This is a genomic window from Roseibium sp. Sym1, assembly GCF_027359675.1.
GTDB lineage: Bacteria > Pseudomonadota > Alphaproteobacteria > Rhizobiales > Stappiaceae > Roseibium.
In genome coordinates this window covers 1,260,028-1,277,896 of record NZ_CP114786.1, presented here as the reverse complement: position 1 = coordinate 1,277,896, position 17,869 = coordinate 1,260,028, and the positions used below count along the sequence as shown (strand labels likewise).

At 63.6% G+C, this 17,869-nt stretch carries 13 protein-coding genes; 3 read left to right on the top strand and 10 right to left on the bottom strand.

The window, feature by feature from the left end; genetic code table 11:
- The first annotated feature begins 107 nt into the window (after positions 1-107).
- From O6760_RS05790 to O6760_RS05780, 3 genes are all read left to right on the top strand, one after another.
- A complete protein-coding gene (locus O6760_RS05790; RefSeq protein ID WP_269584536.1) occupies positions 108-1,637 on the top strand; it encodes a type VI secretion system Vgr family protein in 1,530 nt (509 codons plus the stop codon).
- Between the two features lie 99 nt (positions 1,638-1,736).
- Positions 1,737-2,087 (top strand): hypothetical protein, encoded by a 351-nt coding sequence (locus O6760_RS05785; protein WP_269584535.1) that lies wholly within the window; start codon positions 1,737-1,739, stop codon positions 2,085-2,087.
- 5 nt (positions 2,088-2,092) lie between these two features.
- Positions 2,093-3,838, top strand: a complete 1,746-nt coding sequence (locus O6760_RS05780; protein WP_269584534.1) for a hypothetical protein — start codon at positions 2,093-2,095, stop codon at positions 3,836-3,838.
- On the opposite strand, the gene O6760_RS05775 is transcribed toward O6760_RS05780, so the two are convergent.
- The 10 genes from O6760_RS05775 to tssF form a co-directional block, all read right to left on the bottom strand.
- Positions 3,814-4,890: a serine/threonine-protein kinase gene (locus O6760_RS05775; RefSeq protein ID WP_269584533.1), complete on the bottom strand. Its 1,077-nt coding sequence runs from the start codon at positions 4,888-4,890 to the stop codon at positions 3,814-3,816. The two genes, O6760_RS05780 and O6760_RS05775, sit on opposite strands and share 25 nt — an antisense overlap.
- Positions 4,883-5,572, bottom strand: a complete 690-nt coding sequence (locus O6760_RS05770; RefSeq protein WP_269584532.1) for a PP2C family protein-serine/threonine phosphatase — start codon at positions 5,570-5,572, stop codon at positions 4,883-4,885. The genes O6760_RS05775 and O6760_RS05770 overlap by 8 nt, the downstream gene beginning before the upstream one ends.
- A 41-nt stretch (positions 5,573-5,613) precedes the next feature.
- Positions 5,614-6,372: a type VI secretion system-associated protein TagF gene (gene tagF, locus O6760_RS05765; protein WP_269584531.1), complete on the bottom strand. Its 759-nt coding sequence runs from the start codon at positions 6,370-6,372 to the stop codon at positions 5,614-5,616.
- A gap of 8 nt (positions 6,373-6,380) precedes the next feature.
- Positions 6,381-9,995: a type VI secretion system membrane subunit TssM gene (gene tssM / locus O6760_RS05760; RefSeq protein ID WP_269584530.1), complete on the bottom strand. Its 3,615-nt coding sequence runs from the start codon at positions 9,993-9,995 to the stop codon at positions 6,381-6,383.
- A 9-nt stretch (positions 9,996-10,004) separates the two neighbouring features.
- On the bottom strand, positions 10,005-10,850 hold the full coding sequence (icmH, locus tag O6760_RS05755) for a type IVB secretion system protein IcmH/DotU (RefSeq protein ID WP_269584529.1): 846 nt from the start codon (positions 10,848-10,850) through the stop codon (positions 10,005-10,007).
- Positions 10,851-10,924: 74 nt separating this feature from the next.
- Positions 10,925-12,262, bottom strand: coding sequence for a type VI secretion system baseplate subunit TssK (gene tssK, locus O6760_RS05750; protein WP_269584528.1), 1,338 nt, complete (start codon positions 12,260-12,262; stop codon positions 10,925-10,927).
- A 118-nt stretch (positions 12,263-12,380) separates the two neighbouring features.
- Positions 12,381-12,872, bottom strand: a complete 492-nt coding sequence (gene tssJ / locus O6760_RS05745) for a type VI secretion system lipoprotein TssJ (RefSeq protein ID WP_269584527.1) — start codon at positions 12,870-12,872, stop codon at positions 12,381-12,383.
- Entirely contained in the window at positions 12,869-14,968 is a 2,100-nt protein-coding gene (locus O6760_RS05740) for a type VI secretion system-associated FHA domain protein (RefSeq protein WP_269584526.1), read from the bottom strand. The genes tssJ and O6760_RS05740 overlap by 4 nt, the downstream gene beginning before the upstream one ends.
- Complete coding sequence (gene tssG, locus O6760_RS05735) at positions 14,965-16,092, bottom strand: type VI secretion system baseplate subunit TssG (protein ID WP_269584525.1); 1,128 nt, start codon at positions 16,090-16,092, stop codon at positions 14,965-14,967. Before tssG ends, O6760_RS05740 begins: the two co-directional genes overlap by 4 nt.
- Positions 16,089-17,837: a type VI secretion system baseplate subunit TssF gene (gene tssF / locus O6760_RS05730; protein WP_269584524.1), complete on the bottom strand. Its 1,749-nt coding sequence runs from the start codon at positions 17,835-17,837 to the stop codon at positions 16,089-16,091. Before tssF ends, tssG begins: the two co-directional genes overlap by 4 nt.
- Positions 17,838-17,869 lie beyond the last annotated feature (32 nt).

The window sequence follows — 17,869 nt, the reverse complement described above, 5'->3', positions numbered from 1 at the left end:
CAGAAGGATCGGGAGCCGGTATTGCCGAAGCGTCACACTTGTCTGGCAAGGATCGCTAGACTGCCGTCAGATACATTCCGGTCAGGCCTGCCCAGGAGGAATTCCCAATGAGCGCTGATACATCGCATGGCTACATGACAATTGAACTGCCGGGGGATCCCGGCGAGGAAATCTATGTCGAAAGCATGACCGGCCGGGAGGCTCTCGGACAAACCTATCGGTTCGACATTTCCCTCTTGTCCAAGAAGCCGATCGATCTGGAGAGCCTGCTTGGAAAAACCGCGCGTCTCAAACTGGAGCGTGCCGGGGAAAACCTGGAGGTTGCAGGCGTGATCGGCAGTGCCCGCACCGGTGATCCGACACCCAACCGGGAATTCAGCTACTCGGTGGTCATAGAACCGGAACTGGCGATGCTGCGGCACAGCGCGCAGAACCAGGTATATGGCACCGACAAGGATGTCACCGTCGTCGACATCATCCAGGCGGAGCTGTCGGATGCCAACAAGTCCGATTCGAACACCGCCTCCGACCGCGTGGCCAGACAGATCCAGTCCGAGCTGCTGGTGTCCTCCTCCGACTACCCGAAGCTCGATTTCGTGTTTCAGTACCGGGAAAGCGATCTCAACTTCATCTGCCGCATGTGCGAGCGGTTCGGCATCTATTTTGCCTTCGACCAGTCCGGCGACAGGGAGAAGGTCATCTTCGGCGACCGCAAGGAACATTTCACCAAGCTGAGCGGCAACCAGATTACCGATGAGCTGCCCTACCGCAGCAAGAACCAGGTCATGGGAACCGATACGTTCGGTGTCTGGTCCTTCAACGCGAACTACGAGACCATGAGCGGCACGGTCGCGTTGCGCGAATACAATGAAATCACGCCCAAGGTGTCCCTGTCGGTCTCGGAGAACACGTCTTTCACCGGGCAGGGCGTGACGACGCTCTACGGAGAAAACTACCCGACCGTGTCCGACGGCCAGTTCATCGCCAAGCGCCGGGTCGACCAGGTCGAGGGCGAGCGCCTGCAATTTTTCGGCGAATGCAACATACCCAACCTCCGCCCCGGCCTGTTCTTCCAGCTCAAGGATCATCCGATCTCGGATCTGGACGGCCTTTACATCGTCATCTCGGCCGAACATGCCTGCACGGTGTCGACGCCGATCGGGTTCAGTTCGACCGGCAGGGAGCCGGCCCCCTACATCAACCGTTTCGTCTGCGTGCCGTTCGACAAGGGCTACCGCCCGCCCGTGGCGACACCGAAGCCGGTCATTTCCGGTTACATGGTCGCCTTTATCGACGGCGAGTCCGACGGCAGCCGTGCCGAACTGGATGACTACGGACGTTACAAGGTCCGGATACTGGACGAGGAAAGCGGTCTGTTGAACGGCAAGGCCAGCCATGAGGTGCGCAAGATGGAACCTTATGGCGGCGGCGACGGCTATGGGTCACATTCCACCTTGCTCAAGGGAACCGAAGTGCTGATCGGGTTCCTCCAGGGCGATCCGGATCGTCCGGTGGTGCTGGGGGCCGTGTCCAACGGAGAACAGATGAACCCGGTGACATCGAGCAACCAGAATGTCGCCCATCGCACCAAAACGGCTTCCGGGGTCGTGTTCCAGATCAGCGACGGGTCCGCGTAAGCGACGCCTTGAGCGGGAAACGGGTTTGGCGGGCCTGACTGTCCGTCACGGAAACGACCGGCGGCTCGTCGACCGGTCCTTGGAATGATGAGGATTTGAATGGCAACCTGGAAACCGGCCCAACGGGAACCCGATGCGTTGCGCAGTTGCGTCTATGACTATTTGAGGACGCGCTCGCCACAGGTCTACGCCGAAGGCAACAGCTCCGCCACGCGCCTGGGCCGCTCCCAGGAAACCATGTGCACCGGCGAACCGCTGACCATCGACCTGACCGTGACACCGGTCGGGCTCGCATCCGTCAATACGCGCAGCGCCCTCGTGTTCAGTGTCTCCGGGCACGCGGCCGACCGGAAGACCGGCTACGAGGTTGACGGAAAAATCGTGATCGACAGGGCCACCCTGGCATTCCTGTCGATCGAAGCAGACCTCACCGTAATCAACCGGGGGTGACCGACATGAGCGGGCAGGACGAAAACAAGGGTGGAATCGCAAGTTTCTCAATTGGTTTGGGCAAGGAAGGCCCGCAGTCCACGCCCGTGTCGCCGGCACCGCCCTTCCGCGTGCTGATCGCGGGTGATTTCGGCCTGGCCTCGCGCGGCGCCGCGCTCAACATCACCGGGCTGGACACGGCCGAGATCCTTGAGCCGAACAAGCCGGCCTTCAGCGTGACGGCCGAAAATCTGCTCGGCTCGCATCCCTCCGCGATCGAGGAGAGCATATCCTTTTCAAGCCTGAAGGACCTGCGCCCGGCAAGGATCCTGAGCGGGTTCCGGTTTGTTCAGGACCTGGACGCGGCCGGTGAGGATCCGGACCGTCTCGCCGCGCAGGGCCAGCGCTACGACAAGGCTCTGGAAACGCTGCGCTCGGCCGGACGTCCGGCGGCTCCGGAAACGTCCGAACCGCTTCCGGACTACGACAGCGGCGCGCCCAAGCCGGAAGGGGGCGGGACAGACGGACTGGATTCGCTGTTTTCCATGATCGACATGACCGGGGACAAATCCGAACCGTCCGGCAGCAGCAGCAGCAGCAAGGCGAAGGCGGCCGTTGATGCCTTCATCCAGAACACGCTGCGCGAGGAAAAGGCGACCTACTCCAAGCCGGCCGCAGCGGAGGCAGCGTCTCCCGTCGCGGCTCTCAAGGCGGCCCAGGCAGCCTTGTTCTTCTCCCAGGGCAAGCTGCACACGGTGCTGCAGAACTGGCACAGCCTGAAACTGCTGCTGAGCGAACTTGAAACGGGCCTGCCGCTCGAACTCTACCTGCTGCAAATCGACTGTGACCTGGACCGCGAGAGCCTGTCGGACCTGCTCGGCGGACCGTCAGGGGCCTTGCAGGCCGAGCTCTACGACATTGTCCTGTTTGCAAACCAGACCGGGGTTGCCAGCGCGGACGCGGAGAAGGTCAAGGTCCTGGCCGGCGAATGTGCCGACAGCGACACTGTTGGCCTGCTGAACCTTGCTGCGGAGTTCGCCGGCGTTCCCGGTGAAAAGGTCGGTGGCCTGGAGGCTGCGCACCAGCTTCTGGACGAACCGGGCTTCGAGACGTTTCAGGGATTGCGCGAAAGCGATCGCGCGTCCCATGTGGCGCTGTTCTGGAACGAGGCGCGCCTGAGCGCGGCGGGCGAGGGCTTTCCGGCCCTGTTCGCGCCAGGAGCCTGGATTGCGCTCGCCCAGATCCTTCACCAGCTCGGCTCCGAAGTGTTCCCGCGCCTGCCCGTGGGCACACCCGTCGATTTCGATGCGCTGGAAGTGGCCGAGGCCAGCTCCATGGGACGTGTCGTGGCCACGGCGACACGGTTTCTGGCAGGTCATGGACTGGCGCCGTCACTGGCCCAGTGCGGCATCAATGTCCTGGAAGGCGTCGCAAACCGGACCGACCTCGTGTTCCGGCGCGGCGTGACCGTCAAGCCGGGCAAGGAAGGCCGGGGATCGCTGGATCAGGCCCTTCTCGTGTCCCGCCTGTTTTCGCTGTTCCAGGAGGCCCTGGGCGGCGCGGTGACGGCCGGCCAGAGCGCGGAGGAACGGGAAAGCGCGGTCACCCGTCATCTCGACGAGCTGAGCAGGTCGCTGTCCGGTCAGGTCGTCTTCGAGGTCAGGCGTGTGGATGCGGAGGACCAGGATCTGATCGGCGTCTCCGCCGTCGTGCGCGCCGGCTGGGCGGCGGGCCAGCAGCATGCCTTCTATTTGCCCGCGTCGGGTGGCTGATCGTCCGGGGCGGCGGGCTGCCGGCCCGTTGCCGTCTGCCCTGTCTCTGCCTGGGCCGGGTCCGTCTGCGGGACGTCCCGCGGCGGAGGATCGGGTGCATCGAAGAAGTCGCTCAGCATGTGTCTGGCAAGCGTCATAGGAGAGGGAGAACAGAACCCCTCGGCAAAGCGCCGCGCGGACGTCGTCCGGCCGTCGTCGTCAAGCGAGAGACCGGCCCTGAGCGCCCGCCAGCGCATCCATGACAGGCCGTCGGGGCGTGCCGCCTTCAGGCCTTCCTTTTCGGCTTCGATTGCGTTTGCCTTGCCATAGGGGCGCTGGCCGCACAGGGCCAGATAGGTGATCACACTGAGCGAATAAACGTCGTCCGCCTCGCAGGGCTCGGCCCCTTTCAGGCGTTGCGGCGAGGCATAGGCCGGTGTCACCGCGCCGAACCGGGCGAGAATGACCACCGTGTCCTCTTCACGGGTCTTGATCGGCCGCGCGATCGGGTAGGCAATGTTGAAGTCGATCAGTTTGGCTTCGCCGTTGTTTTTCACGAAGACGTTGCCGGGTTTCAGGTCCGCGTGGATGATGCCGCTGGCGTGGGCGCATGACAGCGCCGCAGACAGATCGGTCACAAGGCGGGCAAGCTGAGCGGGCGGCAGGCACTGGCCGGGCGCCTTGCGCAGAAGCTGCGACAAGGTCTGCCCCTCCAGCAGTTCCATGACCATGAAGTGAATGTCGTCCTGCCGGTCCATGTCGTAGACGCGCACGATGTTCGGATGGACCAGATCCCTGAGGCGGCGGGCTTCCCTGTGCATTAGCGCGATGACGTCCGGATCGACATTCGGGGCCGCGCGCATGACCTTGATGGCCACGTTCGGGTCCGCGAGACCGGCCTTGGCGGCCACCAGGTCGCGGGCCTTGTAGACCGTTGACAGGCCCCCCTTGCCGATTTCCTTCAACAGCAGGAACCTGTCCTTCAGGACGGTGCCGGGGCCGACTTCGGCGGTCTCCGCTGCCGTTGCCCCCTTGGGGGAGGCGTCGTCCCGTGTTTCGGCCGCGTCATTCATCCGCTTCCGCCCAGACCGTAATGACCGTGATGTCGTCATTGGACCCGCCGGCGACGGAGCGGGCAATCAGCCTGTCCGCCAATCCGTAGGTTCCCTCGGCGGCCATGTTGGCCAGGGTGGTTTCGTCCATGCCTTTCAACAGGCCGTCAGTGCAAAGAATGAAGATGTCCCCGGCCATCGGTTCCAGGGTTCTGCGACCGAAATCGAGCGCGTCACCGATGCCGACAGCGGCCGTCAACCGGCCGGCCGCGTCCGCGTGATCCTCGGAAATCAGGAACAGATGCTGCTGGCGCAGCAGGTAGAGCCGGGAATCCCCTGCCCAGAGGCAGCTGGCATAGGGGCCGCTGATGAGGAGGCTGAGACTGGTGGTTCCGGAGATGTCCTGATCGGGGGCGGCAAGATAAGCCGCGTACAGGTCGCCGTTGACCTGGGTAATTGCGGCTTCCAGCGCGGCCAGCTGGTTGTCATGGCTCGTTTCCGGCAGGTTGACCAGCTGTGCGACGGCGCCGACAGTTGCCTGGCTGGCGGCATCACCGGCCCTGTGGCCGCCCATTCCGTCCGCGATGGTGAACAGGCCACAGGCAGGATCGGCGAAATGGCTGTCCTGGTTGACCGGATGGTTGGGGCCCTGACGGGTGACAGCCTCGGACCTTAAGAGAGGAACGGCAGGTAAAGTGGTCAACGTCTCCAAGCATGGTCTCCCTTGAGGGTCCTGTCCGTCACCTAGGGCCGCAGGATCAGGTCCGGATCGATCCGGCCACGCCGCCAGCCGAAGCGTTCCCATTCGCCGGTAAAGAATCCACCAGTTTCGCGGCCCTTTGGCAAGCCTCTCCAGATACACAGCTCCGGCGGCCGTGTCGCACCGCCGTCCTGCCACCAGTAGGACAGGGGCACTTCGGGTGCCGGGACTTGAGTGGCGGCACACACGAGAGGGTCGTCCGCGATGATCGCCTCCCCGTCAGTACGCGCGAAGCTGATCCTCAGCGCCATCGCGTCCGGGTCCAGTTGCATGGGCTTGTGCGCTCCGGCGCCTTCCGGCACACGGGCCAGAAGGGAGGCCTGTTCGGCAATGACGTCGTTGAAGTCCTCGCGGGACAGGTGACCCTCGATGAAGGCCATGGTCTGCATCTCCAGCGCGTCGAGTGTGATTTCCACCGCGGCCCGGAACACCAGGTGATGGACCGTTTCCTCCAGGGGTATGAGCACGGTCAGCGGAAAGCACCGGCCGAGCGCGTCGGCGGAGGCGGACAGGAGGCCACACCAGCCTGATTGACCAAACAGCCCCGGCTCGATGGCGAAGCGCCAGGCGGGTGCCTCGAAATAGAGCTGCTGCCAGGTCTGCGGCAGGTCGTTGCGGATGCTTGTGACCCAATCCGAGATCAGTCCGGCCCAGGCATCCGTCATGCCGGCCGTCAGGCCGTCGAAGACAAAGTCCCGCTCATGAGGACGCTTTCCGAAATATCCGCCGGGGTGACTGGCCATGATGCGTTCTAAAGCGAAGGCGGGCAGCGGAAGGCCGTGTAGAGACCCAGGTTGAACGGATTGGTCACACTGCCGGCATTCAGCGCGAAATTGGCCTTGGACTTGTCCTTCGAAATGCCGAACACGAATTGGTCACGGCCGCGCACGGAGGACAATCGGGATTCGGTCAGGAGCCGGAATATGGCCCAGGTGCCGCTTTTCTTTTCCGTGTTGCTCGAATTGTCCAGCAGGGTGATCGACAGCTCCGCGCTGCTGCCGTCCGCCTGGCTGGGCCAGGAGAAATCGGTGCCCCGGACCGGCCCGTGACGATAGGTGATGGTTGTGTCGTCGATCTTCAGCGTCGATTTGAGCGCGCCCGGATCCAAAAGGCTCGGCCGGATGGTGAACTTGGCCTCCGGGCTCGAAGCGCCTTTCGGGAAGAACGCGTCCCGGATGGTCTGCGCCGTCGCGAGTTGCGCCAGGCCTTCCTGGGACAGGCCGAGATTTGCACCCTGGTTGTCGATCTCGACAAGCTGGCGTCCACGCACATTGACGAAGGGCGAGACGTAGTCGGTGAAGAACTTGTCGACAACGCCGGCCGGGCCGAGCAGGTCGGTGAAGTCCTGCAGGGTGATGTCGTCCTTGGCGTCCTGGAAGAACGGGTAGCGGCCCGCCATGATGCTTGTGCAGGAGGGCACGACTTCGTTCTGCCAGGTCCGGTTGATGTAGACATAGGCCGACTTGTTGAGCAGGCCGCGCGTGTTGTTCACGATCGACAGCACCAGGGAACGGACAGGTTCCGGCTTGGTGGCCGCCTCCGCCTGCAGCGAGGAAAAGCTGTCGCTCTGCGGGTTCTCGATACGCTTCTTGACGGAATCAAACGCGGCCTTGCTGGGGTCCGGGGCCGAATTGATGCCGGCGATGTTGCCGTAAAGGTCGCCGAACAGCTGCAACACCTTGTCGAGCGAATTCGTGCTGTTCGGGTCGACCAGGTTGGTCAGCGGTTTGAATGCGTCCCCGATGGCGACGCCCGGCCAGGGACTGTCGCCGAAGGCGGCTTCGACAGCGGCCTTGGCTGAGGCCTGTTTCGCGGAGTCCACCAGGCCACTGACCGGACCGGCCGCCTGGGCACCGGCCGAGCCGGCCGCGGCACCCGCCGCGCCCGCGGCGGCATTGGCGGCGGCACCCGCCTGGCTTGGCTGGTCCCCCGGCAGCGGCAGCTGGGTGTTTTCGCTCAGGATGTTGAGAATGTTGGTCAGCGGCGTGCTGGGCGAGGACAGTTCCTCCAGAACGGTCTGCGCCCGGCCGAGCGAGCCGATCTCCACCACCTGGATATGGGCGGTGCCTTCCTTCCAGGCCTTGATGTAGTCGTCGGTATATTGCTTGACGATCTTGTTGGCGACCTGGTTGTAGGTGGTCCGGTTGACGGAATTGCCGAGCACCCAGTCGCTGCCCATGGAATCGCGGATATATTCGGGCAGGCGTGCCAGGAAGAAGTTGTAGAAGCCGTTCTTGGTGTAGAGCCCCGGTATGATCGACCGTCCACCGGCCGTGGCGGTGTCGACGTAGAGCGATGTGGAGCCGAGCGTGCGCACGATGTTGATCGGTGGCAACTGGTAGCGCTGCGCCGCGTCCTGGACCATGCGGTTGTAGATGTCGGTGGTCTGCGGCGCTTTCTGGATCCGGTTGCGGGCCTGCTGCAGGATCGGCAGTTCGGAGGGCGAGAGCGCGGCCTTTATCGGCAGCAGCTTCATCAGGTTGTCCATATGGACCTGCATCTGCGCCCGGTCCTGCGGTTTGAGCACAAAGGTTGCCTCGTTCTGCGCCCGCAGCGCGGCACGGACCTTGCTGGCATCGTAGTTCTCGCCGGTGGTCAGCATGAGGTAGGTTTGAAGCTGGTCCCTGAGCAGGGCGTTGTTGCCGTTGGAGGCCGTTGAAACAAGCTGGATCTGGGCTTCGAGCCGCGAGCTGATCGACGGAAGCAGATATTCCTTGAGCAGGTTGTCGTAGGTCCGTTCCGCCGCCGGATAGAGCACGGACTGGGCCTCGATGCTGACCGGTGTCGATGTCAGCCAGCCGGAGTCCTGTTCGATCTCGTCCCGCATTTCCCTGGCGGCGTCGAGCGTCGGCAGCAGGTTGACCAACGACCTGTTCTGGTCTGCCTCCGCCTTGAGAATGCGCACCTTGTCGGCGTTTTTCGTGGCACCTTCCGCGACATTGATGGCCTGGCTGAGGCCGGCGGACCAATAGAGGATCAGGCCGACGACAAACGCGCCGAGCGCCACGATCGCACCGCCATAGAACGCGGCCAGCCGCCGCTCCAGCTTGCGGTTCTTGCCGATCAGGTTCTGCTCGGGAAAGACGATGTCCGTGAGCAGCTTCTTGATGAAATAGGCCTTCGACTGGCCGCTGAGGGGCGGCTGCTGGCTTGCGGCCAGTGAGAAGCTGCGCCCCATGGCGCCCAGCAGTCGGTCAAACGGCGTGCCTTCCTGCGTGCCGGAGGTGAAGTAGACCCCGCGCAGCAGCGGCTGGGCCTCGTAGCGGGTCGGCCGGAACACATCGGTCACGAAATCCCTGAGGACGCTGCCGAGGCTGCCGAACTCATGCGGAAATCCGAAGATGCGGCAGCGCCGGCCGTTGTTGCGTTCCTCGGAGAGCTTTTCGGGCAGATGGCGTTCCAGGCGGGCCACGAGGTCGACAAAGCCGGTCTCGAAAGCGGGGCCGACGGTGACCTGCTGTTCGTCAAACGGAAAGGTGACACCCCAGACCTGCTGGCGGTCGGCCTCCCGGAGCGTGTCGAAATACTCGTCGAACCCGGCGATCAGGTCGCATTTGGTGAACATCAGGTAGACCGGCAGGCGCAGGCCGAATGCCCGATGCAGCTCGCGCAGCCGCTGCCGCAGGATCTCCGACTGCTGCTTGCGCTCCGCCTCGCTGGCCAGAGCAACATCCTCGATGCTGACGGCCAGCAGGACCCCGTTGATCGGGCGGCGCTGGCGGTGTTTCAGCAGCAGCTCGAGAAAGCCGTTCCAGGCCGCCGAATCGATGCCCTGGTTGACGTCCTGGGTGGTGTAGCGCCCGGCCGTATCGATCAGGACGGATTCGTTCGAGATCCACCAGTCGCAATTGCGCGTGCCGCCAACACCCTGGATCGCCTCGTGCCCGCCTTCGGCCAGCGGGAAGTCCAGTCCGGAATTGCGCAGGATGGTCGTCTTGCCGGTCCCCGGCGGGCCGATGATGATGTACCAGGGCAGCTCGAACAGGTAGTTCCTCGACCCGGCGCCCTCGACCGGATTGTCGCGCAGGGTCGTCAGGGCGCTTTCGAACCGTTCCCGGATCAGCTCGACCTCGTCCGCGGACATGTCGCCGCCCATGGAGACGAGTTCGTCATTGGCGAGCATCGAATTGATCAGCTTGGCATTCGCCCGCCGGGTCAGCAGGTGACGCAGGAAGGTGATGACAAAGAAGCCGAGGATGAGGACGACGGCCACGATGACGCGCGGCGCCAGTTTTTCAAACGGGGTGACCCCGGCGATCGTGAGGAGGTCCCCCACAAGCAGGACGGCGACCGAGATCAGGATCAGGACCAGCAGGACGAAGAGCGGAGCCAGCCGGAACAGGGAAGCGAAATAGGTGCGGAACATCGCTCTCCCCTAGGACCTGTTCAGTGAATCGATGGAAGTGAGTGCCGGCACAAGTTCACCGTCAAGGTAGGATCCGACATAGAGGCGAAACACAAGCGCAAACAGCAGGCCGATGGCCATCAGGATCCAGAATGGCGGCAGGGTCCGAACATTCTTGCCCTTTTGCGCTCCCTTGGCGTTCTTTGACAGCGGTTCGTCCGAAGGAAGGTTGCTGTTGCGCCGGATCAGGCGCGACAGTTCGTTTCGCAGATCCTCGAGCTGGTTCCGGCCGCCTTCCAGCACCCGGTAACGGCCTTCGAAGCCGAGCATCAGGCAGGTATGGACAAGAATGAGCAGCGGCAGCTTGTTCCTGGCGTCGCCGCGGATCCGGTCGAGGATGCTGAAGACCTTCTCGCCGCCCCATGTTTCGTTGTGAAACTGGTTGAGCAGCGAATTGGAACTCCATTCGCTGCGGCTGCCCCAGGGGGTCATCAGCACGGTTTCGTCGATGGTGGAGCACAGGATGTAGCGCGCCGCGATGATATCGCCCGCCTGAACGCCGTTGCGCTGCGCCAGCTGCTCGAACCGGTCGATCTCGTCGACGACCTCCTGGCGAAGGGCATGCACGTCGGCCTGCTCGATGGAATTGCGCAATTGGGAAATGATCAGCAGCAGGGGCGTGGCCGCGCGGACGATGATCCGTTCCGGATCGGTTTCCAGTTGCCGGACGATGCCGGACGCGGATTGCAGGTTGCCGGACCCGCCGTTCTGCCTTTGACCCGCCGCCGGCGGAGCGGCCGGACCTGCGGCCGGAGAGACAAAGGCGACGGTCGGTTCGTCCTCCTCATGGCCAGCCGATCCCTGTGCCTCGGCCATTGAAGTCCGGGCTCGAGGGCTCAATCTCTGAGCTACGGTTGGCTGGTCAAGGTCATCATCCGTCATGATTCGGACTATTGTCCTTTGTGAACGGCCCACAATTCAAGGCCAAGGCCCGGATAATCCCCGCTTAGGTGGAGCGCGAAGGCCGCCGAGCTCTGCATTTGCGGCCAGAGTTCGTTTTCCACGTCCAGTTCGAAATAGACGGCATTCTGCACGTAGGGAATCTGCCGGGGCGCGACCGACAGGGGCGTGATCGCGACACCGGGCAGCTGCAGGTTCACGAGCTCGCGGATTTTCTCGACAGGGCCGACCTTGATCTGGATCGGCATCTGGGTGCGCAGAACCTCCAGGCTGACATTGGCATGGGCGATCAGGATGAAGGACCGGCCTTCGGAATAGACCATCTTGTTGCTGGTCTCACCGAGCCAGACGCCGTAGTCGCGCTTGCTGAGCGGAATATTGACCGCATTCTGCTCGACCACGAAGCTGAGCAGGCCTTCCAGGATGGACACCAGCCTCTGGAAGGTCAGGCGCAAGTCGAGATGGTCATAGGCCGGCAGCTCCGGCGGCCGCCGGTTGTCCGCGCCGAAGGCCGCGAAGGCGCCGATCAGGCCGATGAAGTCCCGGTAAACCTGTTCCGGGGCATGGCGCCCGGAGGCCGCGATATGGCCGAACATCACCTCGTAGTGGTTGGTGACGCTCAGCGCCATCAGGTCGACGATCCCGGATCGGGTCGTCTCGCCCTGGCCGGACGTGTTGGATGCCAGCATCTCGCCACGCTTGCGCAAGAGGCTGCGCACCTGGTCGACCAGCGAGATCAGATGGGCGTTGGCGCCGGCCGTCAGGATAGGGGGGATGAACGTCTCCGACAGCTTGACCTCGCCCTGGGTGGAGACCGTGTCGATTTCCGCGATCGGCAGATGCGCGGTTTCATCCAGGCTGTCGCCTTCCAGGACGAGCCTGGCCGTCAGTGCGCCAACGGCGATGTTGGCTTCGGGCTTGTCGCCTTCGTTGGTGTTGCGTGCATTGGTGGCGCGCTTGGAATAGCGGCGCAGTTCCTTTTCGGTTTCGCCGAGTTCCAGCTGGCCGGCGGATTTCAGCGGCAGCGCGAGATAGACCTTCTTGCCCTGGTCGTCGACGGTGACCTGGCGCGCGCTTGCGATCGTGCCGTTCTTGGCGGTTGAAAACACGGTGCCGTCGGGCAGGACCGCATCGGCCGCGGTCACGTGAAACTGGCCGATGGCGAGCGAGTCCGTATCGATCTCGATGCTGCGCAGGCCCCAGGAATAGGGCTGCAGATCCAGGACGCGCTGCTCGAGCGTGGCCTCGACCCAGCGATCATGCTGTTGCAGATGCTGCGGCCGGAGAAACATTCCCTCAAGCCAGAGTGGTTTCAGGCTCTCATTCAAGGCCAATCTCCGCTGATCTCGCAAAACCCGTCATTCGGCACCCGCAGCCAGCTACCGAGTGATTCGCAATTCGTAGCACAAAATGCAGCCATGCAGACCATGGCGAAGTTAAGTTCCGTCAGAAGACACCGAGCCGCCGGCTGCGCAGTTTCTGTATTCGGACGGCGAGCGTAGTCAGGTAAATGACAAACTCGTTTTTCTTTTCCTGCTTCAGTTCAATCGAGTCGCGCCATTGCGCGTTCTCGATGTCCCTGAAACTTGCGATGACGCCGATATGGGTCGCCTCCGAAGACACGTCCCTATTGTAGTCCTGGCTCTTGCCCGGAGTCATTTCGTATTCCTGGACACCGATCAGGTCGCCGCCGAGCACCTTCTTGTCATTGTCGGCCAGATCGAAATACTCGGCGTTCTGGAAGGCGGTCACTTCCTTGAGCTGATAGACGCGCACGACAACGGGCGACGGGTCACCATTCTCGTTCGGATTGGTGTATTCGTCGGCCTGCAGCTGGACCTTGATCGGAGTCGGCGGGGGCACCCTCGAACAGGCAGCCAGGCCCGCAAGCAGCCCAACGCCCGAGATCTCAAGGAAATTCCGCCGGGTTACTGTCATCTCTTCTTGTTCTCCCAGAAGGTTTTCGATTGCTGGCGGGCCTGGTCTTCCTCGACCTGCACGAAGGCCTCGGCAATGGTCTGCCGCACGACGGCGTCGAAATCAGCCCGCAAGCGGTCATGGCGTTCCTTCGCAGCCTCGAACTTGCTGCGCTTCGCGCCAAGTCCCCTCAGGCGCAGTCCGCCATCGTCCTCTTCGCCCGCCAGAGTTTCCGGCGAAAGGCTTTCGAACATGATCCGCATCGCCCGCTGGGTGGCTGCGACGGTCAGCATGGTGTGGCTTTGCAGGTCCCTGAAGGCTTCCTTCGCGGCTTCAGGCGGCGGCAGAAACCCGCCTTTGCGGGCGAACAGCATTTCGTCGATGGCCAGCTCACCGACATTGAAATGCTTGAACGGGTTGTTTTCTTCCGGTTGGATCCGCGTCTCGTACATGCGGAATTCGGTCTTGAGCGACTTGCGGGCATTCAGCAGCGCGATCAGGCCGTTGGCCAGTTCACGCACCATTTCACCGGTCGCCCGCGCGATTTCCGCCTGGTCTTCAGCCGGCACTTCGGCATCGGCAAATCCCAATCCGGAAATCAGCGCCTGGAACACCTCGGAACCGGCGCTCTCACCTGCCGCGGCCGGTGCCGAGGGCGCGCGGGTTGCCGGGGGTCGCGGCGCGGCGGGCACCGGAGGCTGGGTGGCTGGCGCAGGCGGCTGGGCAATGGGCGCAAGCGCGGGCGTCGCCGGCGGTTCCGCCTGGTCCGGGCGCCTTGCGGCCGGAGAGGGGGACAGGGACGGCGACGGAGATGGGGCTCGGCGCGATTTTGCCTTGTGCGCCAGCTCTGCCTCGCGCTGAGCGCGGCGTTTCTTCAGCGCGTCGAGCGGATTGAGCGGCGGCTCCGATGGCGGCGCTGCGGCTGCGGGAGCAGGTGCGACCGGCGGGTCGCCAGGAAGGGCCCGGGGCTGTGCCGGCGATGCCTGCATCGGCGAAGTCCCCGCCGCCGGCGTCTGCGGCATTGCGGGATCGGGCGCAACAGCGGGAGCAGGGGCCGGGGACGAGGTCGGGGCCGGAGAAGAAGTCGGAGCAGCGGGGGGAGCGCCAATGCCGAAATCGATGTTGTCAGGGATGGTCGCGGCCTTTCCGGGACCATCCGCCTGACCGGCGGCCGGGGCTGCGGGCATCAGCGTGGACAGGTCGGGAAGACTTTGCGCGGGCTGGGGCGTCGGCGCGGACGGCGCGCCGCCAGCCGGAGCGCCCAGGCCGGCGAGAAAGTTTTCGGGAATGATGTTGCCGGAAGCCGGTGACGGAGCTGGCGGTGACGGAGCTGGCGGTGACTGGGCCGGCGGTGCTGCGGCCGGCCGGGCGGTGGTTGCCGGCGGCGCCGGGTGTGGCGTTGCCGGGGCGGTCATCTGCGTGGCCGCCGCAGGGACAGGGCCTTGCGGCGCCACGCCCGGCAGTCCCGGCGCCGCAGTGAGGGCGGGGGCCGGGACTGCCGGAGAGGGCTGAAGATCCGGTGACGGTGCGGGAACGCCCTGGAACCGGGTTGTCTCATGCGCGGAGGGCGGCGCGTTTGGAGCCGCGAACGACACGGGTTCGGGGATCTCGTTCAGCGGGGTTTGCACCGAGGCGACCGGTGTGAGGGTTTCCGGTCCGCCGCCGAGATGGTCCAGCGGATCGAGCGACGTGTTCTTGGGCAGGCTCGCCCCCGACGTATCGATCCTGAGCGGCGTTGCCGCAGGCGCGGGGCGGTTGGGCGTACGCGCACCTGAGGCGGCAAAGGGATTGGTCTGGGCGGCATGGCCGGCCTGAAGGGCGTCGACCCGGATCTGGTAGGGACCGGCAATCAGCTTCATGCCGGGAGACAGGCTGACGGCCTTGCCGCGGCCGATTGCTGCGGACTGGCCCTCCAGAAACGTTCCGTTCGTGCTTTCATCGACCAGGATGAAGGTCTCGTTCTGATAGAGGATACGTGCATGGACGGACGACAGGTGACGCTCCGGATCCGGCAGGACCCAGTCGCATTTCCGCGACCGGCCGAACGCACCGCCATTCGGCCCGAACTGGTGCCGGGATCCGATTGCATCACAAACGAGAATGAGCGTAGCCGTCATGCCGTAACTGGTGTCTTGTCTGAGGACGACGCGTGTTCATGGAGAGCAGCGCCAACCGGTCCGCCCATCTCAGCCGGCGCAACGAATCCCTGATTTTCATCGGGAACGGTACCGCTTGCCCGCGCTGGCGCCAAGTGGACATTGTTTTCTAGTTTGGCGTTTTCACCATCTGAAAGCCAAAGATTGTTCCCCAGGCGGGCCAGCCCCAGCTGGCCCGGTTGCATCGTGTCCGCTTCGTAGCTGAATTCAAGGTCCCAGTCGATCGGATCGCGGACGATCATGGCCAGCAGATCGACCAGAACGGCATGCTTGTCGCCATTGGGCAGGAAATGCTGCAGATCCTCATACGAGGCAGGCCCGATCCTGAGCCGGAACTTGCCGAGATCGTCCTCCACCTGCTCGCCCAGAACCATGTCGCCGCCCAAGAGGGTGTTGTGAATGCCGAGTTCCATGCGCGCTTCGGGCGGGATGTCCACGGTCCGGGAAACGAACTCGATGATCTCGAACGGCAGGTTGAAAAAGCTCGACAGCATCGAGGAGATGGCTTCGGGCGAATTCGAATAGTGGGACATGAGGCCCACATGCGGCAGGATGGCGGTGCGCGGCACGCTGCCGAGTTCGGCGCGGTCGTCGACCGGGAAACCGCACAGAGCCAGGAAACACTGCGAGGTCGGATCCAGGCCGTGTTCCTCGAAACGCACGAAATGCCGCGACTTCTGCCACATGCCGAAGAGCAGTGAAATGAAGCGATGGTTGAACAGGTCCAGAAGGTCTTCCAGCGAAGACGGGGTCTCGTCCCGCTCGATGATCCGTTCGGTCACGTAGGGCGGCAGCGGCGAGGCGGGGCCGTAGAGCCCGAAGAAGTTTACCCTGACATCGTAGCGATTGTGTTCCGCGTCGAACTCTATGCTGGAGACGTCGCTCGGACCGAAGCTGAGCGACCGTGTGGCGCGGAACCGGAGGACCTCGTTCTCCGGATCGTGGCCCGGGCCCATGTGTCGGATTTCGGGATGCAGCAGGCTGATCAGGTAAAGCGCCTGGAAAAACTGGGTGCGCGCCAGCTTGTCGACGAGCATCGCGTCCGGCACGGGAGGGGCAGCAGATGGGGTGTCTTGCTCGCTCATACCAGGTGGGCATCTCCGGAGGTCGGGCTCCAGCGGTGAATGACATTGGCGTCCGTTCCGATCACCGTCAGCTGGTGCAGGCTGTTGATGCTGGCGTAGGATTTCAGGAACCGGTCAAGCACGGTGCCGAACAGGTAGAGTTCCGCCTCGCCGCCCAGGGCGGTCTCCGCCAGTGACAGGACGATCTCGTAGGCGCGCGTCGGCCGCCCCTGCCGGAAAATGTCGACGGTCCTGCGCTCGAATTTCTGGAAATTCTGCAGCAGCAACTCGCGCTGCAAGGCAGCCTGCTTGTCGATATAGGCCCTGAAATCATATGCGCCGACAACGGTTTTCAGCGCTTCCACATCGATGAGAGAGGCATAGTTGCGCGACAGGTTCGCGATCAATGTCCAAAGAACCTGGTTGTCGAGCGGCGGCGGCACTTCCGACAGTATCGGCGTGATGTTTCGAAATTCCAGCTTGGCCGGCGTGGACGAGGTCGGTTGATTGACGGTGCCGACCCCGAACCGTGCGGCATGGTCGCCATTGGAGCACAAGAGCCGCAGGGAGACCGTTTCTGTCGGCGGCAGACCGTTTTCATTCAGCCGCGTAACGAACGAAATATAGTGATCGACGCCATTGCCGAGCACGGACGGCCGGATCCCGGTGCGGTAATAGAGCTTGTCCTCTTCCTGCGACGCGGCGTCGTGGGAAAAGGACTCGAATGCCTGATAGTTCACCTTCCGGCTCGAGCCCTGCACCCAGCCGGTCACGTCGGAGACATGGTGCACGCTGAACATGGCGCGGTTGCCCGAAGCGCGGACGGGATACTCGGTCCTGTCATGGGCGACGTGCAGCGCCTGGCCTTCCGTTTCGAACAGGTTGATGGCCGGAACCGTGTTGAGGGAAATGGCCTCCCGCGAAATCCGGTCCTGGTTGGCGAATTTCTGCCGGAAATTGAAAATGAGTTCGAATTCGTCGACGGGAAGGTCGGCAAAGGCTTCCAGCCCGTGAAGACGGACATACATGAACTTGTCCGGACAGGCGAAATATTCCTGCATGATCCGGAAACCGTCGAAGGCGCCATCGGGGTAGGGCAGCGTCGCCTGGTCGCGCGCGAAGCCGATCGGTTCGACGCGGATGGCCGAGCGGACCGGTTGCCCCTTGGCGGGCACGAAGTCCACCGAGGTCAGCCGGTTGCACAGCTGCAAATAGAGCTGCCGGGACAGGCTGACATCGTTGCTGGCTCCCAGAAACAGTTGCAGCGGACCCTCGGCGAGCGCCCGGAGATTGTTGCCGGCCGTTCTCCGGAAGCCAAGGGTCAGCTTGGCGCTGTCGCGGCGGTTTTCCAGATCCGATGCCGTCAATTCGATCGGCAGCACTTTCAGGCTGCAGCGGGTCTGGAACCGGACAGCGGTTCCGTCCAGCGGGCTGGTTTGCACGAAGGTCCCGCGCGGCACGTTGGTCGACAGGTCGGAGGATTCCGGGACCGGCTTGAAAACCATGTGGGTAATGGGCGGAACCGGCCGCAGGTAATGCGGCCATATCAGCTTCAGGAGGTTGAGCGAGACCTCCGGCATCTCCGCGTCGAGGCGCTGGCGCAGCCGGCCCACCAGAAACGCGAAACCTTCCATGAGCCGTTCGACATCCGGGTCGATCGGGTCTTCCGACAGGAATTTCGACAGCCGCGGGTTGGCTTTGGCGAACACACGGCCCATTTCCTTCAGGTAGTTCAGTTCGTCGCGATAGTAGGAATTGATCGCCATGCCCGCTATGTGCCCCCGGTTCCGCTCGAGCG